The 17922-nt window shown below is 75.6% G+C and carries 12 protein-coding genes; 6 read left to right on the forward strand and 6 right to left on the reverse strand.

Annotated elements, in window-relative coordinates; translation table 11 throughout:
* Nucleotides 1–442: 442 nt before the first annotated feature.
* Complete coding sequence (locus tag BIV57_RS08385; protein ID WP_071656053.1) at nt 443–1381, reverse strand: hypothetical protein; 939 nt, start codon at nt 1379–1381, stop codon at nt 443–445.
* A gap of 160 nt (nt 1382–1541) precedes the next feature.
* Between BIV57_RS08385 and BIV57_RS08390 the strand changes: the two genes are divergently transcribed.
* Nucleotides 1542–5003: an ATP-binding protein gene (locus BIV57_RS08390; RefSeq protein ID WP_071656054.1), complete on the forward strand. Its 3462-nt coding sequence runs from the start codon at nt 1542–1544 to the stop codon at nt 5001–5003.
* Here the strand turns inward: BIV57_RS08390 and BIV57_RS08395 are convergent, their stop codons facing one another.
* Complete coding sequence (locus BIV57_RS08395; RefSeq protein ID WP_079170137.1) at nt 5004–5855, reverse strand: ABC transporter permease; 852 nt, start codon at nt 5853–5855, stop codon at nt 5004–5006.
* Nucleotides 5852–6865: an ATP-binding cassette domain-containing protein gene (locus tag BIV57_RS08400; protein WP_079170138.1), complete on the reverse strand. Its 1014-nt coding sequence runs from the start codon at nt 6863–6865 to the stop codon at nt 5852–5854. The genes BIV57_RS08395 and BIV57_RS08400 overlap by 4 nt, the downstream gene beginning before the upstream one ends.
* A 222-nt stretch (nt 6866–7087) precedes the next feature.
* On the opposite strand from BIV57_RS08400, the gene BIV57_RS08405 reads away from it, so the two are divergent.
* The 3 genes from BIV57_RS08405 to BIV57_RS08415 are packed head-to-tail and all read left to right on the forward strand — an operon-like array spanning nt 7088 to nt 11600.
* A complete protein-coding gene (locus tag BIV57_RS08405) occupies nt 7088–8311 on the forward strand; it encodes an acetyl-CoA C-acetyltransferase (protein WP_071656070.1) in 1224 nt (407 codons plus the stop codon).
* Nucleotides 8308–10464 carry a 3-hydroxyacyl-CoA dehydrogenase NAD-binding domain-containing protein gene (locus tag BIV57_RS08410; RefSeq protein ID WP_071656071.1) on the forward strand — a complete coding sequence of 719 codons (2157 nt, stop codon included), beginning with the start codon at nt 8308–8310 and terminating at the stop codon, nt 10462–10464. Before BIV57_RS08405 ends, BIV57_RS08410 begins: the two co-directional genes overlap by 4 nt.
* Entirely contained in the window at nt 10464–11600 is a 1137-nt protein-coding gene (locus tag BIV57_RS08415) for a CaiB/BaiF CoA transferase family protein (RefSeq protein ID WP_071656055.1), read from the forward strand. Before BIV57_RS08410 ends, BIV57_RS08415 begins: the two co-directional genes overlap by 1 nt.
* A 7-nt stretch (nt 11601–11607) precedes the next feature.
* Here the strand turns inward: BIV57_RS08415 and BIV57_RS08420 are convergent, their stop codons facing one another.
* Both BIV57_RS08420 and BIV57_RS25940 read right to left on the reverse strand, forming a co-directional pair.
* Nucleotides 11608–12084, reverse strand: a complete 477-nt coding sequence (locus tag BIV57_RS08420) for an NUDIX domain-containing protein (protein WP_071656056.1) — start codon at nt 12082–12084, stop codon at nt 11608–11610.
* Between the two features lie 24 nt (nt 12085–12108).
* Entirely contained in the window at nt 12109–14349 is a 2241-nt protein-coding gene (locus tag BIV57_RS25940) for an alkaline phosphatase family protein (protein ID WP_245797481.1), read from the reverse strand.
* Nucleotides 14350–14452: 103 nt separating this feature from the next.
* Here BIV57_RS25940 and BIV57_RS08430 point away from each other — a divergent pair, with 103 nt between their 5' ends.
* Nucleotides 14453–15241 (forward strand): MBL fold metallo-hydrolase, encoded by a 789-nt coding sequence (locus BIV57_RS08430; protein ID WP_071656057.1) that lies wholly within the window; start codon nt 14453–14455, stop codon nt 15239–15241.
* Between the two features lie 50 nt (nt 15242–15291).
* Nucleotides 15292–15933, forward strand: a complete 642-nt coding sequence (locus tag BIV57_RS08435; RefSeq protein ID WP_071656073.1) for a DedA family protein — start codon at nt 15292–15294, stop codon at nt 15931–15933.
* Between the two features lie 102 nt (nt 15934–16035).
* Here the strand turns inward: BIV57_RS08435 and BIV57_RS08440 are convergent, their stop codons facing one another.
* Nucleotides 16036–17730, reverse strand: a complete 1695-nt coding sequence (locus BIV57_RS08440) for an MDR family MFS transporter (RefSeq protein ID WP_079170141.1) — start codon at nt 17728–17730, stop codon at nt 16036–16038.
* Nucleotides 17731–17922: the final 192 nt, after the last annotated feature.

Here is a 17922-nt window from a genome sequence, read left to right on the forward strand (position 1 = left end):
GTCGGCGGCCGGGCTCTGCCCCGGGCCGGCGGCGGGGGCGTGCGGTTGTAGGTGCGCCGGCCCGCCGCGCGGCCCAGCGCTGGGGGTTGCGGACTGTGGAGGGCAGCGGTTGCCCGGCCCGGGCCTGGGCGCTTCGCGCGGGCCGGCGGCGGAGGTGTGTGGTGGTGGGGCCCGTTGATGGGAGGGGGCGTGGGAGTTGGGGCCGGCGGGGTGGTGTCGGCGGCCGTTGGGGGCTCGGGTCGGCCGCGGGGGCGTGCCGTTGCGGGCCCCTCGACGGCCGCGGCGCCGGCCCGCCGCGCGGCTCGGTGCTGGGGGTTGCGGACTGTGGGAGGGCTGCGGCTGCCCGGCCCCGGGGCCAGGGCTTCCGCAGGGTTTGGCGGTGGAGGCGTGCGGGGCGGGGCCGCTGGGCGGGTGGGGTGCCGGGGCGGCGGGGCGGCGGGGGTCAGTCTGGGAGGAGGCCGAGGCCTGCGAGGCGGAGGTGGTTGCCGGCCTGGGTCCAGCAGCGGATGCGGAGCTCGTCCGGCCGGCGCACGCCGAGCCGCCGCAGCGCGTCCACCATCAGCGCCGCCGCCTCGCGGGACTGCTCCGCGTCCGGCCGCACCCAGTCGTGGAAGTGCAGCCCCGCCCGCCCCTCCACCGGGTGCCACGCCGGCCCCGGCGTCCCGCTCGCCTCGGCGTGCAGCCTGCCCCGCGCGTCCGCGACGAACTGCACGAACCAGGTCGGCTCCTTCGCCGTGCACACCACCACCGCCGCCTCCTCCCCGAACTGCGGAAGCTGCGCGCACAGCGCCCGCAGCAGCCCCGCCAGCGCCTCCTCCGCCTCCGCGAGGTCCGCCGCCGGGCGGGCGGCCGGCAGGTAGTCGGGGACGCGCTCCCCGGCGCCCGGCCCCGCCTCGCACACCAGCCAGGTGTAGGGGAGGCGGGACGGGTCGGACGGGCCCCACTCGAAGGCCGTCCACTCGTCCCGCTCCAGGTCGTCGGTGCGGCGCAGCTCCAGGCGGGTGGGGGTGAGGTGGAGGGTGGTGCCGCGGTCGCGCCAGCGGGCGAACGGGCCGGTCGGGCCGCCGCCCACCGTCCCCGGCGGCTCGTCGAGCGCCCGGCCGGCGAGCTCCAGCAGGGTCGGCAGCGGGGCCGCGCCCGCGGGGCCGTCGCCGTCCGCGCCGCCGCCCTCGCCGCCGTCGTCGGGGTTGAGGATCAGGCGGGGGACGTCCGCCCCCAGCGCGCCGCCCGCCGCCCGCACCCAGCCGCCCGGGACGCTCGCGGCGCGGCGCCGCAGCGCGGCCTCCGACCAGTCGCCCCCGTCGGCGGTGCGCAGGATGCGGACCAGCCCGATGAACTGGTCCTCGGTGAGAGGATCGGCGGGGGACAGCGCGTCGGTCATGCCCGGATACTGCCATGGCCCTCTGACGTGGCGTCGATCGGTGTCGAACGAGGGGCTTGCGAGGGGATGTTGGGAAGGCGTCCGACGGGTGGCGGGGACCGCCCGCGAGCGCGTGCCGCTATGCACGCTGCCGGGGCGCTCCATGTTCGATAATGGGGCGATGCGCTACGGGATTCTCGGGCCGGTGCGGGTCGAGGCGACAGCTGGGGGGCGGCACGGGGACGAGGTCCCCGTGCGGGGCGCGCGGCTGCGCGCGCTGCTGACCGCGCTCGCGGTGCGCGCCGGGAGCGAGGTCTCGGTGGACGCGCTGGCCGCGTCCGTGTGGCGGGACGACGAGCCGCTGCCGGCCGACGTCCCGGCGGCGGTGCAGGCGCTGGTGGGGCGGCTGCGGCGGGCGCTGGGCGCGGACGCGGTGGCGTCGGGGGCGGCGTCCGGCGGGTACCGGTTGAACGCCTCGTGGGAGCGGGACGTGGACGCGGGCCGCTTCGAGAAGCTCGCCGCGCAGGGCGCCGCGGCGCTCTCCGCGGGGGATCCGGCGCGCGCGGCGGAGCTGCTGCGGGAGGCGCTGGGGCTGTGGCGCGGCGAGGCGCTGGCCGATCTCGCGGACGGCGCGCCGGCGGCGCGGGCCCGCCTGGAGGCGGCCCGGACGGCGGCGCGGGAGCAGCGCCTCGCGGCGGACCTGGCGGTGGACGGGCCGGCGGCGGTGCTGCCGGAGCTGGGCGAGCTGGTGGCGGCGCAGCCGCTGCACGAGCCGTACCGGGCGCTGCGGATCCGCGCGCTGGCGGCGGCGGGCCGGCGCGCGGAGGCGCTGGACGCGTACGAGGAGGCGCGGACGGCGCTGGCCGAGCTGCTGGGCGTCGACCCGGGCGCGGAGCTTCGGGCGCTCCACGCGGAGCTGCTGGCGGAGGACACCCGCCCGGCGCCCGCCACCAGGTCGGCGGCGGCGCGCCCGCGGCGGCGCGTCCGCCTCTCCTCCTTCGTCGGCCGCGACGCGGACGTCCGCGACCTGCGCGCCCACCTGCGCGCCGCCCGCCTGGTCACCCTCACCGGCCCCGGCGGCGCCGGCAAGACGCGCCTGGCGCTCACCGCGGCGGAGTCCCTGTCGCCGGCGGAGCCGGTCGCGGAGCCGGTCGCGGGGGCGGCCGGGGAGGCGGCCGCAGGAGCGCCCGCGGGGCCGGCCGGTGACGCCCCGCCGGGCGCCGCCGCGTTCCCGCACGGGGTGCGGGTCGCGGAGCTGGCGCCGGTGGAGGATCCGGCGACGATTGCGTCGGCGGTGCTCAACGGCGTCGGGGAGCGGGACATCGTCCTGCGGAACTCGCTGGAGAAGCCGACCGAGCCGCACGAGTCGCTGCCGCGCCTGCTGGACGCGCTCGCGGACCGCCGGCTGCTGCTGGTCCTCGACAACTGCGAGCACGTCGTCGACGACGCCGCCCGGTTCACCGAGGTGCTGCTCGACGCCTGCCCCGGCGTCACCGTGCTGGCCACCAGCCGGGAGCCGCTGAACATCCCCGGCGAGCAGGTGGTCCCCGTCGGGCCGCTGCCCACCGAGGACGCGCTGCGGCTGCTCGCCGAGCGCGCCGTCGCCGCGGGCCGCCCGCTCGCCGCGCCCGACCGCGCCGCCGCCGAGGAGATCTGCCGCCGGCTGGACGGCCTGCCGCTCGCCATCGAGCTCGCCGCGGCGCGGCTGCGGATGCTGTCGCCCCGCCAGATCGCCGACCGCCTCGACGACCGCTTCCGGCTGCTCACCTCCGGCGCCCGCACCGACCTGCCGCGCCAGCAGACGCTCCGCGCCGTCGTCGACTGGAGCTGGGACCTGCTGGACGCCGAGGAGCGCTGCCTGCTCGCCCGCCTCTCGATCTTCGTCGGCGGCTTCACCCTGGACGCCGCCGGCGCCGTGCTCGGCCGCGACGCCTTCGAGCCGCTCGCCGCGCTCGTCGAGAAGTCGCTGGTGACGGTCGCCGCCGCGGACGAGGACGACGCGTGCGCGGCGCCGCGCTACCGCCTGCTGGAGACCATCCGGGAGTACGCCGGCGAGCGCCTGCGCGCCGAGGGCGCCGCCGCCGCGTCCGCCGCCCGCGACGCGCACGCCGCGCACTTCGCCGCCTACGTCGACGTCCTGGAGCCGCAGTTGCGCGGCCCCGGCCAGCTCGCCGCGCTCGCCGGGTTCGAGATCGAGCACGACAACGTCCGCGCCGCGCTGCGCCGCCTGCTGGACGTCGGCACCCCCGAGGCGGCCGGCACGGCCCTGCGGATCGCCAACCGGATGGCCTGGCTGTGGCAGCTGCGCTCGTACGCGGACGAGGCCACCGCCTGGCTCTCGGAGGTGCTGGACGCCAACGGCTGGGGCATGCCGGAGAGTTACGCGTCCCTGCCGCCGCTGAGCATGCAGGACCTGCTGCAGTGGCACCTGAGCAACAAGGGGCAGCGCTCCCCGGACCCGCTGCCGTTCACCATCGACCCGGACGACCCGATGGACCACGAGCGGATGAACGCCGTGATGACGCTGATGATGTGCGGCCAGGACGCCCCCGGCATCGGCCGCTGGCGGCGCTGGTTCACCCGGCTCACCGAGGACATCACCCCGATCGCGGAGCAGACCGACTACGGCCTCACCTACCCCGGCATGATGTTCGTGCCGATCGCCGCGTTCCTCCGCGGCGACCTGCCGAGCATGGCCGAGAGCCTGGCGCGGCAGGTGCAGCGCTGCCGGGAGGCCGGCAACCGCTGGGACCTGGCGATGCTGCTCGGGCTGCGCTCCCGGATCCCGAGGGAGATGGGCGACCGCGCCGACCGGGAGGCGGCCAAGGCGGCCGACGCCGCCGAGTCGCTGGCGCTCTTCACCGAGATGGGCGACCGCTTCGGGATGAACCAGGCGCACTCCGCGATCGCCGAGTCGCTGATCAACGCGGGCCGCACCGAGGAGGCCCGCGAGCACCTCGCCGAGTCGCTGCGCAACGCCGCCGAGCTGGGCGCCCGCGGCGAGGTCCCCGAGCTGCACCTGCAGTTGGCCACCTCGTGGAACGCAGAGGGCAGGGAGAAGGAGGCGCTGCGCGAGGCGCGCCACGCGCTGGCGCTGGCCGAGGAGCTGGGCGTCCGCGACATCACCACCTACGCCCGCATCCTGGTCGCCGAGTCGGAGCGACGCAGCGGCAACCTCGACCGGGCCTGGGAGCTGCTGCGGAAGGCGGAGAGCGGCAAGGAGCTGGGCACCCCGCCGCCGTTCTTCGAGTGCTGGCTGCGCTCCCTCAACGGCTCGCTCCTCGCCGACGAGGGCCAGTACGCCGCCGCGCTGGCGCACCACAGCGAGGCGCTGCTGGCGCTCACCTTCCCCTGGACGGACGGCAATCCGGCGTGGCAGCTGCTGGCCGCCACCATCCCGGCGGTGCGCGGCTCCGGGGACCTGGTGCGGGCGGCGGAGCTGCTGGGCGCGGCGGGCGAGTGGGGCTCCGGCGTCATGCTGCCGCCGCACGACCGGCGCATGGTGGACGCCGAACGGGCCGTGCTGGCCGACGCGCTCGGGGAGAGCGCGCTCGACGCGGCGACGGCCCGCGGGGCGGTGCTGGACCGGGAGGGTGTGCTGGCGCTGCTGCGCGCCGTGCGCCCCGCGGCCCATGACCGGTGATCAGATCTTCTTCCGGTACATCCGGACCGCGATCGGCGCGGCCACCACGATGATGCCGACGATCCAGGCGAGCGAGATCCACACGTCGTGGGCATAGGCGCCGCCGGTGGTCAGGGCGCGGCAGGCGTTGACGATGTGCGTCATCGGGTTGACCTTGACGAAGGCCTGGAGCCAGCCGGGCATGCTGTTGGTGGGCGCGAACATGGAGCTGCCGAACTGCAGCGGCATGGTGATCAAGATGCTCAACCCCTGGACGGACTGCGGGTTCTTGCCCTTGATGCCGACGATCATGAACAGCCAGCCGAGGGCGAAGCTGAAGCCCATCACCAGCGCCACCGCGAGCAGGCCCGCGCCGACATTGGTGTGGAAGCGGAAGCCGAGCGCCGTGGCGAGGCCGAGGGTGATGGCCGCGCAGAGCAGGAGCCGGCACATGTCGGAGACGAGGCGTCCGGTGAGCACCGCGGAGCGGGCCATCGGCAGCGACCGGAAGCGGTCCATCACCCCGTTGGTGAGGTCGGTGTTGATCCCGACGCCGGTGGTCGAGCCGGCCATGATGGCGGTCTGCACCAGGATGCCGGGGACGACGAACTGCATGTACTGGTGGGTCGATCCGGAGATCGCCCCGCCGAAGACGTAGACGAAGAGCACCAGGAAGATCACCGGCATCAGGACGACGTCCATCAGCTGCTCGGGATCGTTCTTGATGAGGATCAGGTAGCGCCGGGTGACGGCCCCGACGTGCCGCAGCATGGCGCGGAACGGCACGTGCTGGGAGGCGTCGTCCGGGATCCGCGGGGCGATCGGCGCCGCCGCGGGGGAGTCCGCGGGCGCCAGGGTGGTGGTGCCGCTCATCGGTCGGCCCCCTTTCCTGTGAGGGTGAGGAAGACCTCGTCGAGGCTGGGCCGGAGCTCGGTGACGGAGGCCAGCGGGACGCCGGTGCCGGCCACCGCGGCGAGCGCCGCGGTCAGCTGGGCGTCGTCGGCCGGGATCGCGGAGACGGCGCCGGTGGCGTCGTCGATGCGGACCTCGGCGAGCCCGGCGGTGCGCAGCGCGGCGGCGACGGCCTCCGCGTCCTGCGGCCGGGCCGGGCGGAAGGTCTGCACCCGCGCCCCGATGAGCTCCTTGAGCTCGTCGGGCGTCCCGCGGGCGATGATCTTGCCGTGGTCGATGACGACCAGGTTCTCGGCGAGCGCCTCGGCCTCCTCCATGTACTGCGTGGTGAGGACGATGGTGGCGCCGGAGCGGGCCAGCTCGCGGACCTCGTCCCAGACGGCGTTGCGGGCCCGCGGGTCGAGGCCGGTGGTGGGCTCGTCCAGGTAGAGCACCCGGGGGCGGCCCACCAGGGAGGCGGCCAGGTCGAGGCGGCGGCGCATGCCGCCGGAGTACTGGCCGGCCCGGCGGCCGGCGGCGTCGGTGAGGTTGAAGCGCTCCAGCAGCTGGTCGGCGCGGGCGCGGGCGTCCTTCTTGGGCAGGTCGAGCAGCCGGCCGATCATGTAGAGGTTCTCGCGGCCCGACAGCTTCTCGTCGACCGAGGCGTACTGCCCGGTGAGCCCGATGGTGCGGCGCACCAGCTGGGGCCTGCCGACGACGTCGTGGCCGTCGACGACGGCGGTGCCGCCGTCCGGGCGCAGCAGCGTCGCGAGGATGCGGACCAGGGTGGTCTTGCCGGCGCCGTTGGGGCCGAGCACGCCGAGCACCCGGCCGCGCGGGGCGGTGAGCGAGATGCCGTCCAGGGCGCGGTTGTCGCCGAACGTCTTCACCAGGTCGGTGACGACGATGGAGGTGTCCGCGTCGGTGCCGCCGCCGGGCGGCGCGGGGACGTCGTCCCGGGGGCCCGTCCGCGTGGTGGTGGTGGTCGTCATGGCAACGACTCTGGACGGGCCCGCCTACACGGCGCTGACACGGCGCCTACACGGCCGCCGACGCGCCCCGGCGCGGCTGTCGGCGGGCGGTCGGGAGGCCGTCGACACGCCGTCCCCCAGGGGGTCTGTCGCCCGTCCGCGCGGTGAACTACTCTTCGGTAACCAAGGGTTGAGCCGACCCTCAGGGCCGAGAATCCTCAAGGAGCCGCCGCCGTGAGCACCGTGCCGTCCGAGGCGTACATCTACGAGGCGATCCGCACCCCGCGGGGCCGCGGCAAGCCCGACGGGGCGCTGCACGGGGTGAAGCCGATCACCCTGCTCACCGGCCTCGTCGACGAGCTGCGGAGCCGCTTCCCCGGGCTCGACCCGGCGCTGATCGAGGACACCGTCCTCGGCGTCGTCTCGCCCATCGGCGAGCAGGGCGGCGACATCGCCCGCACCGCGGCACTCGCCGCCGGCCTCCCGCACACCGTCGCCGGCGTCCAGCTCGACCGGTTCTGCGCCTCCGGCCTGGAGGCCGTCAACACCGCCGCCCAGAAGATCCGCTCCGGCTGGGAGGACCTCGTCCTCGCCGGCGGGGTGGAGTCGATGTCGCGGGTGCCGATGGCCTCCGACGGCGGCGCCTGGCTGCTCGACCCGGAGACCAACGCCGCCACCGGCTTCGTCCCGCAGGGCGTCTCGGCCGACCTGATCGCCACCCTGGACGGCCGCTCCCGCACCCAGGTCGACGAGTTCGCGCTGCTCTCCCAGACGCGCGCCGCCAACGCCCTGGACAAGGGGTTCTTCGAGCGCTCGGTGGTCCCGGTGCGCGACCGGGCCGGCACGGCCGTCCTGGAGCGCGACGAGCACCCCCGCCCCGGCACCACCGCCGAGGGACTCGCCAAGCTCAAGCCGTCCTTCGCAGCCGTCGGCGAGCTGGGCGGCTTCGACGCCGTCGCGCTGCAGAAGTACCACTGGGTGGAGGCGATCGACCACGTCCACACCGCCGGCAACTCCTCCGGCATCGTGGACGGCGCCGCGCTGGTGCTGGTCGGCAGCGAACGGGTGGGCCGCGAGGCCGGGTTGACGCCCCGCGGGCGGATCGTCGCCGCGGCCGTCACCGGCGCCGAGCCCACCATCATGCTCACCGGCCCGGCGCCCGCCTCCCGCAAGGCGCTCGCCAAGGCCGGCCTCACCGTCGACGACCTCGACCTGGTCGAGATGAACGAGGCGTTCTCCTCGGTGGTGCTGCACTTCGCCGACGACCTGGGCGTCCCGCTGGAGAAGGTCAACGTCAACGGCGGCGCCATCGCGCTGGGCCACCCGCTCGGCGCCACCGGCGCGATGCTGGTCGGCACCGTCCTCGACGAACTGGAGCGCCGCGACGGCCGCTTCGGCCTCGTCACCCTCTGCGTCGGCGGCGGCATGGGCGTGGCCACCGTGATCGAAAGGACCAGCCAGTGGTGAACGAACCCGAGTCCGCACCGGTCCGCGTCGAGCGCGACCCCGTCGAGCCGAGGATCGCGCTGCTGGTGCTGGACGCGCCCGGCCGCTCCGCCAACACCATGGACCGCGCCTACCACGCCGCGATGGGCGCCGCGCTGGACCGGCTGGAGGCCGAGCGCGACACCTTCGACGGCTTCGTCGTCGCCTCCGCCAAGAAGACCTTCTTCGCCGGCGGCGACCTCGCCGAACTCTCCGCCGTCACCCGGGAGAACGCCGCCGCGTTCGCCGCCCGCACCGCCGACGTCAAGCGGCAGCTGCGCCGGCTGGAGACGCTCGGCCGCCCGGTCGTCGCCGCCCTCACCGGCAGCGCGCTGGGCGGCGGGCTGGAGATCGCCCTCGCCTGCCACCACCGCATCGCCCTGGACGACCCGTCCGCGCGCTTCGGCTTCCCCGAGGTCACCCTCGGCCTGCTGCCCGGCGCCGGCGGCGTCACCCGCACGGTGCGGCTGCTGGGCGTCGCGGACGCGCTCACCAAGGTGCTGCTGCAGGGCAAGCGGCTGCGCCCCGCGCAGGCCGTGGAGATCGGCATCGTCCACGAACTCGCCGCGGACCGAGACGCGTTGATGGCCGCCGCCCGCGCCTGGATCGCCGCGCACCCGGACGCCGTCCAGCCCTGGGACGCCCCCGGCGCCCGGCCGCCCGGCGGCACCCCCGCGGTGCCGCGGATGGCCGACCTGCTGCCGTCCTTCCCCGCCAACCTCGCCAAGCAGCTCAAGGGCGCCCCCTACCCCGCGCCGCACCACATCCTGTGCGCGGCGGTGGAGGGCAGCCAGCTCGACCTGGACACCGCGCTCGCCGTGGAGGGCCGCTACTTCACCGATCTGGCGGTCGGCCAAACGGCGAAGAACATGATCAAGGCGTTCTTCTACGACATGCAGCACATCCGGCGCGGCGGCAGCCGCCCGGAGGGCCACGCCATCCGGCGGCCCACCAAGGTCGCGGTGCTCGGCGCCGGGATGATGGGCGCCGGCATCGCCCACGCCTGCGTCAGCGCGGGCCTGCCCACCGTGCTGCGCGACACCACCCGCGAACTCGCCGAGCGGGGCAGGGACGCGGTGCTGGCGCTCGCGGCGGGCCGGGGCCTGCGGGAGCAGGCCGCGGGGCTGCTCACCGCCACCGACGACCTCGCCGACCTGGCCGGCTGCGACCTGGTGATCGAGGCGGTCTTCGAGGACCCGGCGCTCAAGGCGCGGGTGCACGCCGAGGCGGCCTCCGCGGTCGCCCCGGACGCGCTGCTGTGCACCAACACCTCCACGCTGCCGGTCTCCGGTCTCGCCGAGGCGGTGGAGCGGCGCGGTGACTTCCTCGGGCTGCACTTCTTCTCGCCCGTCCACAAGATGAAGCTGGTCGAGGTGGTGCGCGGCCGGGAGACGAGCGACGCGGCGCTGGCCCGCGCGCTGGACGTGGTGGCGCTGCTCGGCAAGACCCCGATCGTCGTCAACGACTCCCGGGGCTTCTTCACCAGCCGCGTCATCAGCACCTGTCTGGAGGAGTGCTACGCGCTGCTCGCCGAGGGCGTGCCGGCGGCCTCCGTGGAGCAGGCCAGCCTCCAGGCCGGCTACCCCGCGGGCGGCCTCCAGCTCACCGACGAGCTGACGCTGACGCTCGGCCGCCGGATCGGCGACGAGACGCGGGACGCGCTCGCCGCGGCGGGCACGCCGGTGCCCGAGCACCCCGGGGACGGCGTGCTGGCCCGCATGGTCGACGAGTTCGGCCGCCCCGGCCGCCCCGGCGGCGCCGGCTTCTACGACTACGGCGAGGACGGCCGCCGCACGCGGCTGTGGCCGGGGCTGGCGGAGGCGTTCGGGCCGGTCGACCCGGACGCGGTGCCGTTCGAGGACGCCAAGGAGCGGCTGCTGTTCGCGGAGGCGCTGGAGTCGGCGCGCTGCGTCGAGGAGGGCGTCATCACCTCGGCGGCGGACGCCAACATCGGCTCGATCCTCGGCATCGGCTTCCCCGCGTGGACGGGCGGCGTCCTGCAGTACATCAACGGCTACCAGGGCGGCGTCCCCGGCTTCGTCGCGCGGGCGGAGAAGCTCGCCGCCACCTACGGCCCCCGCTTCGAACCGCCCCGCCTGCTGCGGGACATGGCCACCCGCGGCGAGACGTTCTGATGGAGGCGCCCCGCAGGGGCGCGGGGAACCGCGCGAGCGACCCACCCGCACCGCGAGTCGGAATACTCGCGGGAGTAAAGGTCGTCGAGTTCGCCGGCATAGGCCCCGCCCCCTTCGCGGCAGGCGTCCTCGCCGCGCACGGCGCCGACGTCCTCACCGTGCACCGGCCCGGTGCGCTGCCGTCCGTGCTGGAGGGCGTCCTGGACCGGGGCCGGCACCCGCTCGACCTGGACCTGAAGGATCCCGCGGCACGGGCCAGGGCCCTCGACCTCCTCGCGCGCGCCGACGTCCTCATCGACCCCTACCGCCCCGGCAGCCTGGAGCGCCTCGGCCTCGGCCCCGCCGAGGCCCTCGCCGCCAACCCGCGCCTGGTCTACGCCCGGATGACCGGCTGGGGCCAGGAGGGCCCCCTCGCCGGCACCGCCGGCCACGACATCACCTACACCGCGATCTCCGGCGCGCTCGGCGCCTCCGCCCGGTACCGCGAACGCCCCGTCCCGCCCGTCAACTTCGTCGGCGACTTCGGCGGCGGCGGGATGCTGCTGCTCTTCGGGATCGTCTGCGCGCTGCGCGACGCCGAGCGCGGCGGCCGCGGCCAGGTGGTGGACGCGGCCATGCTGGACGGCTCCGCGCTGCTCACCACGATGGTCCACGACCTGCGCGCCTCCGGCTCCTGGCCGGGGCCGGCCGGCACCAACCTGCTGGACACCGGCGCACCGTTCTACGACACCTACCGCACCGCCGACGGCCGCTTCGTCGCCGTCGGCGCCCTCGAACCGGCCTTCTACGACGCCCTGCTGGCCGGCCTCGGCCTCGCCGCCGACGGCCTCCCGGACCGCGACGACCCGGCCAACTGGCCCACCCTGCGGGAGCGGTTCACCCGGGTCTTCGCCACCCGTACCCGGGACGACTGGGCGGCGCGCTTCGCCGGCACCGACGCCTGCGTCGCCCCCGTCCTCGACCTGGACGAGGCGCCCGTCCACCCGCACACAGCCGCCCGCGGCACCTTCGCCGGCGACCCGCCCCGGCCGGCGCCCGCCCCGCGGTTCTCCCGGACGCCGGGGACGCCCCCGCCGGTCCGCACCGAGGCCGACACCGCGGAGCTGCTCAAGCGCTGGTTCGACGGGAGCGGCTGAGCCGGCCTCAGTCCCGCACGAACCAGGTCTCGCGGTTCCCCGACAGCGCCCGCTCGATCGCGAAGCGGTGGTTGACGGGAACCGACTCGGGCAGGGCGTCCGGGGCGTACCAGTCGACGGCGAGCGACTCCTCGTCGTTGACGCACGCCTTGCCGCCCACCGCGCGGGCGCGGAAGACCAGCGTGGTGGCGACGATCTCGTCGCCGTTCGCGAAGCGGTAGGGGCGGCCGACGCGCATCGAGGAAAGGTACTCGACGTCGATCTCGACGCCGGTCTCCTCCAGGACCTCGCGCGCCGCGCCCGCGGCCGGCTCCTCGCCCGGGTCGAGGAGGCCGCCGGGGAGCGCCCAGTTGCCGTTGTCGGCGCGCTGCCCGAGCAGCACGCGGCCTTCCGCGTCCAGCACGACGGCGCTCGCGCCCAGCACCGGGAGCAGCTTGCTGCCGATGTCGGCGCGCAGATCGAGGATGTAGTCGGGGGTCGCCATGATCGCGAGCGTAACCCAGGAGCGTTACCCGCCGGTGACCTCGCGGGGTCCGCCGTCCAGCCAGCGGCGCAGCACCCGGTGCAGGGCGGCGGCGCCGACCGGCTCGCCGTCCGGGACGGGCAGCTCCGCCGGATGCAGCAGGAACGGCTCCGACTGCGGGCCGCCGAGGCCGCCGTGCGAGCCGACCTGGTCCTCGAAGGCGTGCACGGCGCCGCCGTCGCCCGGCCGCCAGGCGCCGCCGATCATCAGGTCCGCGGCGTGCGGGAACCGGTCGGTGCGGGCCACCGCCTCCGCCGCGCCGGGGCCGTAGACCGCCAGCGGGTCCGTCCCCTCCACCCGGCCGGTGTCCAGCTCGCGCAGGCCGTCCGCGCCGATCGCCAGGCCGCCGCGCGTCGCGCTGCGCACCAGCACGAAGCCGATGCCGGGGTGGCGCACCAGAGTGGTGACGAGCTTGGGGTGGCGCTCCTCGATCCGCTCCAGCGTCAGCCGGCCCGGCTCGTCGGTGAAGGACACCAGGCCCAGGTTCCCCGACCCCAGCACCAGCGGCGCGGGCGCTTCGCCGGGACCCGCGGCCGCGGTCGGCGGGGCCTGCTCCGCCGCCCCCGGCCCGGTCGCGGCCCCCGGCCCGGTCGGCACGTCCGCCCGCCGCGGCTGCCGGAGTCCGCTGAAGCCCCGCCGCCCTCGGCGCCCTCGGCGCTCCGCGGAGGCGGGCCCCGCCGGGGGCGGCACCAGCTCGATGGCGTCCGCCGCCTTGAGGTAGCCGCGCTCGCTCCCGCGCCGGCGCCGGCCGCGCGGCGTCGCGCACGCCGCACCCCCGCAGCCGCGCCGCACCACCTCCTCCAGCGACTCCCCGAACTCCGCCTCGAAGGACTCGCCCTCGCTCTGCCCGTGGTCCGAGAGGACCGCGAAGCGGTACGGCCGCGGTGCGAACGCCGCCGCCAGCTCGGCGAGATGCCCGATCTCCCGGTCGATGCGGTGCAGCACGGCCAGGGTCTCGGGGCGCTCCACCCCGGAGTGGTGCGCCACCTCGTCGTAGCCGACCAGATCGGCGTAGACGACCCGGCGGCCGGTCATGATGTCGCCGAGCACCGCGGCCACCACCACGTCCCGCTCCACCACCGTGGCGAACGCCCGCACCAGCGGGTAGATCCCGCCGCGCGGCACCCGGGGGCGCTGGTCCCGCCGGGCCGCCCGCGCGCCCTGCACGGCCTCGCGCACCGCCTCGGCGACGAATCCGCAGAAGGTGCGCACCGCCCGCGCCGGGTCGGCGAAGTAGGCGAAGTAGCCGGAGCGCCGCCGGCCCCGGCTGCGCCGCATCGACTTCGACAGCACCAGGGCGTTGGAGGCCGCGCCGCCGCTGAAGAGGTTGCCGCGGCTGGCCCCGTCCGGGTGGAGCAGCCCGGCGCCGGCCCCGCCCGGCAGCGCGCCCTCGGCGCGCTTGCGCCGCTCCAACTCGGCGGCAGCCGCCGGATGGTTGCTCACCATCAGCCGGCCCTCGCCGGCCCGCTCGGGGTGCTTCTCCCACCAGCGGAAGGCCGGCACGTCCCAGGTGGAGCCGTGCAGGATGCCCAGCTGGCTGGCGCCGGTCTGGCTCGACCAGTCGGTGCGCCAGCGCATCAGCCGGTGGCCGCCGCCTTCGAGCCAGCGGGCCAGGTTGGGGACGTGGCCGTCGCGCAGCGCGCGCTCCAGCACGCCGTGGCCCAGCCCGTCGATCTGCAGCAGCACGGTGCCGGGCGCGGCCTGCGGGTCGGGGCCGGAGAGATGACGGAGCGCCAGGTGGCGCCGGTCGCGGCGGGGGACGGCGAGCCGGACCAGCCGGCGGTGGTAGGCGTCCCGGTCCCAGGCGCCGAGCGCCGCGGCGACCGCGGAGGTGGTGAAGGAGAGCGCGGCGGCCACCACGCCGGACTGCTTCCAGCCCACGCTGAGGTCGCCGTGCGGGACGAGGGAGAACGCCACCAGCACCAGCGCCCCGTTGAGGACGAACCCCAGCAGGCCCAGCAGCACCGCCGGCACCAGAAGCAGCGCCCGCACCAGCCACGGCCAGACCGCGCCGCTGAGCAGCCCGAAGGCGCCCGAGCCGGCGGCGGCCGCGGTGATGGACGGCACAATCCCGCCGCTGTCCGTCAGGTCCACCCCGGGCAGCACGGCGGCGAGCACCGCGAGCGTGCCGGTGGACGCCGCCCAGAGCAGCACGATGCGCAGGGCGGCGCGCGCCACCGCGCGACCGCCCCTGCTCAGCCGTCCTGTGCCCGTCTGGTGTGTCACGTCTCCCGGTGCCCTCCTCACGTGCATACGTATCAGATGATTACCCTAAATAGCGTTTGGCCCGGAGCTGCCCGCCGGGCCGTGGAGACAGAAAGGCGGCACCGTGCCCGTGATCACGTGGTGGGGCCATGCCACCGCAACGGTCTCCGACTCCGGAACCCGCGTCCTCACCGATCCCTTCCTCGGCGCCCGCCTCGCGCATCTGCGCCGCCGCCGCGGACCCGTCCCGGTGGCCGCCGCCGCGGACGCCGACGCCGCCGTCGTCTCCCATCTGCACGCCGACCACCTCCATCTGCCCTCCCTCGCCCGGCTGCGCCGCGGCACCCCCGTCCTGGTGCCGCGCGGCGCGCCCCGCGCGCTCCCGGCGCTCGGCCGGCTCGCCGCCCGCCGCGGCCTGGAGCTGCAGGAGATGGCGCCCGGCGACACCACCCGGATCGGACGGCTGACGCTGCGCGCGGTGCCCGCCCGGCACGACGGCCGCCGCTGGGCGCTGGCCCGCGCATGGTCGTCGGAGAGCCGCCGGGTGCAGGCGCTCGGCTACGTCCTGCGGGGCGACCGCACCACCTACTTCGCCGGCGACACCGACCTGTTCGCCGGCCTCGCCGAGGCCGTCGGCGGCTGCGACGTCGCGCTGCTGCCGGTCGGCGGCTGGGGGCCGACGCTCGGCGCCGGCCATCTGACGCCCCGTCGTGCCGCCGAGGCGGCCCGGCTGGTGGGCGCGCGGGCGGCGGTGCCGGTGCACTTCGGGACGCTCTGGCCGGTGGGCCTGGACGCGGCCCGACCCGAGCTCTTCGCGGAGCCGGGCCGGCGCTTCGTCGAGGAGGTCCGGCGGCTGGCGCCGGGCACGACGGCCCGGGAGCTGCGCCCCGGCGAGCGGGCGGAGTTCCGGTGAGCGGGTTTCTGGCGGTCGCCCACGAGGTGACGAAGGTCTTCACCGGCTCGATCGGCTACCAGCCCTCGGCGGCGCCCGCGTCGGCGGCGTCGGAGGGGGCGCAGCAGTCCGTCGGCTACCCGTCGCTCTTCGGGCTGGTGCTGCTGGGCTCGCTGGTGCCGGTGGTGCCGACGGGCGCGGTGGTGAGCGCGGCGGCGGTGGTCGCCTGGCACCTCACCAGCCCGATGAACATGCTCGGGGTGGTGCTCGTCGGCTCGGCGGCCGGCTACCTCGGGGACGTCGTCCTGTACTGGATCGCGGCCCGCGGAGAGCGCTGGCTGAAGCGGATCACCCGGCGCGTCGACCCGGAGCGGCTCGCCTGGTCGAAGCGGAAGCTGGAGCGGCACCGCTGGTCGACGCTGATCCTCTCCCGGCTGATGCCGGCGGGGCGGATCCCGGTGATGGTGGCGTGCATTCTGGCGGGCATGCCGCTGCGCAGGTTCGCGACCGGCAACATCCCCGCGGTGCTGATCTGGTGCGTGGTCTACGGGGTGGTGGGCGTCGGGAGCGGGTCGCTCTTCCCGGAGCCGTGGCAGGGCGTGCTGGCCGTCTGCGCGGTCGTCATGCTCATCTCGGTGATCGCGCCCCGCCTCGGCGGCAAGCTGAAGCATGCGCCGGCGGCGTCCGACGACGGGGCCGTCTCGGAGGGCTGACGCCAGGGGCGCGGGGCCCTGCCGACGTGCGGCTCCGCCGCGTGGGCGCGGGTGGGCACGACGGACCGGACAGCCGCCCGTCCGCCGTGCTCGCCCGGGACGTCATGCGACCGCCGCGGCCGCCTCGTTCTCGCGGGCCTGCATGCCCGACTCCTGCCGCAGCGGGATCTCCTTGACGAAGAACAGCAGCACGAACGCCACCGCGGTGATCACCGCGGCCGCCACGAACACCACCGTCATCGAGTCGGAGAAGCCGACCTTGAACGGCCGGGCCAGCCGCGGGTCGAGGTGGTTGAGGAACGACGAGTCGCTCAGCACCCCGCCGCCCGACGCGCTCCCCGAGCCGCCCTGGTGCTTCATCATGTCCAGCACCGGCTTGTTCGCCGGGTCCGCGACCACCTTCGGATCCCGCAGCGCAGCCTGGAAGGCCCGCGTCGGGGCGATCCGCGCGAACGCCGAGCCGATCTTCGTCGCCGCCTCGGAGAAGAGGATCGACAGGAACACCGCGGTCCCCAGCGTCCCGCCCATCTGCCGGAAGAACGTCGACGACGCCGAGGCGACGCCCATGTCCCGCGGCGGCACCGCGTTCTGCACCGCCAGCACCAGCGTCTGCATGCACGGGCCCAGCCCGGCGCCCAGCACCAGCATGTAGAGCATGACCAGCCACAGCGCGGTGTCCGCGGACATCGTCGCGAAGAGCACCATGCCGATCAGCATCAGCGCCGCGCCCACGATCGGGAGCACCTTGTAGCGGCCGGTTCTGGCGATGATCTGGCCCGCGCCCATCGACGCGCCCATCATCCCGATCATCAGCGGCAGCATCAGCAGGCCCGCCTTGGTGGGCGAGTAGCCCTTCACCATCTGCAGGTACTGCGGGATCATCAGCATCGCGCCGAACATGCCCATGCCGATGACGACGCCGATCACCGTCGTCAGGCTGAAGACCGAGTTCTTGAAGAGCCGGATCGGGATGAGCGCGTCCTCGCCGTACGCGCGCTCCGCGAAGACGAAGGCGATCAGTCCGACGACACCGATCGCGTAGCAGAGCAGCGACGTCCCGCTGCTCCAGCCCCACTCCCGGCCCTGCTCGGCGACGATCAGCAGCGGCACCAGGCCGACCGTGATGGTCACCGCGCCGGGCCAGTCGATGCGGTGGTCGCGCGGGGTGTGCGGGAGGTTCAGCACCTTGCCGACGACCAGCAGCGCGACGATCCCGATCGGCACGTTCACCAGGAACACCCAGCGCCAGCCGGTGAGGCCCAGCAGGTGGCCGTGGCCGGCGAAGAAGCCGCCGACCACCGGGCCGGCGACGCTGGAGATGCCGAACAGGCCCATGAAGTAGCCCTGGTACTTGCCGCGGTCGCGCGGCGGCACGATGTCCGCGACGATCGCCAGCGCCAGCGACATCAGGCCGCCGGCGCCCAGCCCCTGCACCGCCCGGAAGGCCGCCAGCTCGTACATCGAGGTGGCGAAGGTGCAGGCCAGCGAGCCGGCCAGGAACACCGAGATGGCGATGAGGTAGTAGGGCTTGCGGCCGTGCAGGTCGGAGAGCTTGCCGTAGAGCGGCGTGACGATCGTCGAGGTGATCAGGTAGGCCGTGGTGGCCCACGCCTGCTCGCTCAGGCCGTGCAGATCGTCGGCGATCACGCGGATCGCGGTGCCGACGACGGTGCCGTCCAGGGCGGCCAGGAACATGCCGAGCATGAGGCCGCTGAGGATGGTGAGGATCTGCCGGTGCGTCAGTTCCAGGTTGCGCGGGGCGGCGGGCGGCGCCGCCGCGGTCGGGGATTCGGGCATGCGAGAGCGACTCCGGAGAGCGGGAGCGGACGGAACGGGGGAGGGCAGCGCGCACCGGCACAGCGAAACGCGACACACGTTGCCTTAGGCAAGCAAAGTTAGCCGACCGCCGTTCGAACGGCAATCCCGTTTTTCCGTATCCGAACCGTTGCGCCCGTTTGGCGATGACCCGTCAGATCCCGGGATCCGCCG

Source organism: Mangrovactinospora gilvigrisea, from assembly GCF_001879105.1.
GTDB classification, from domain to species: domain Bacteria; phylum Actinomycetota; class Actinomycetes; order Streptomycetales; family Streptomycetaceae; genus Mangrovactinospora; species Mangrovactinospora gilvigrisea.

Bases quoted from the DNA above. Each gene is read 5' to 3' on its own strand.
- BIV57_RS08385 (WP_071656053.1), bottom strand. From the start codon at position 1,381: ATGACCGACGCGCTGTCCCCCGCCGATCCTCTCACCGAGGACCAGTTC.
- BIV57_RS08390 (WP_071656054.1), top strand. From the start codon at position 1,542: ATGCGCTACGGGATTCTCGGGCCGGTGCGGGTCGAGGCGACAGCTGGG.
- BIV57_RS08395 (WP_079170137.1), bottom strand. From the start codon at position 5,855: ATGAGCGGCACCACCACCCTGGCGCCCGCGGACTCCCCCGCGGCGGCG.
- BIV57_RS08400 (WP_079170138.1), bottom strand. From the start codon at position 6,865: ATGACGACCACCACCACCACGCGGACGGGCCCCCGGGACGACGTCCCC.
- BIV57_RS08415 (WP_071656055.1), top strand. From the start codon at position 10,464: ATGGAGGCGCCCCGCAGGGGCGCGGGGAACCGCGCGAGCGACCCACCC.
- BIV57_RS08420 (WP_071656056.1), bottom strand. From the start codon at position 12,084: ATGGCGACCCCCGACTACATCCTCGATCTGCGCGCCGACATCGGCAGC.
- BIV57_RS08440 (WP_079170141.1), bottom strand. From the start codon at position 17,730: ATGCCCGAATCCCCGACCGCGGCGGCGCCGCCCGCCGCCCCGCGCAAC.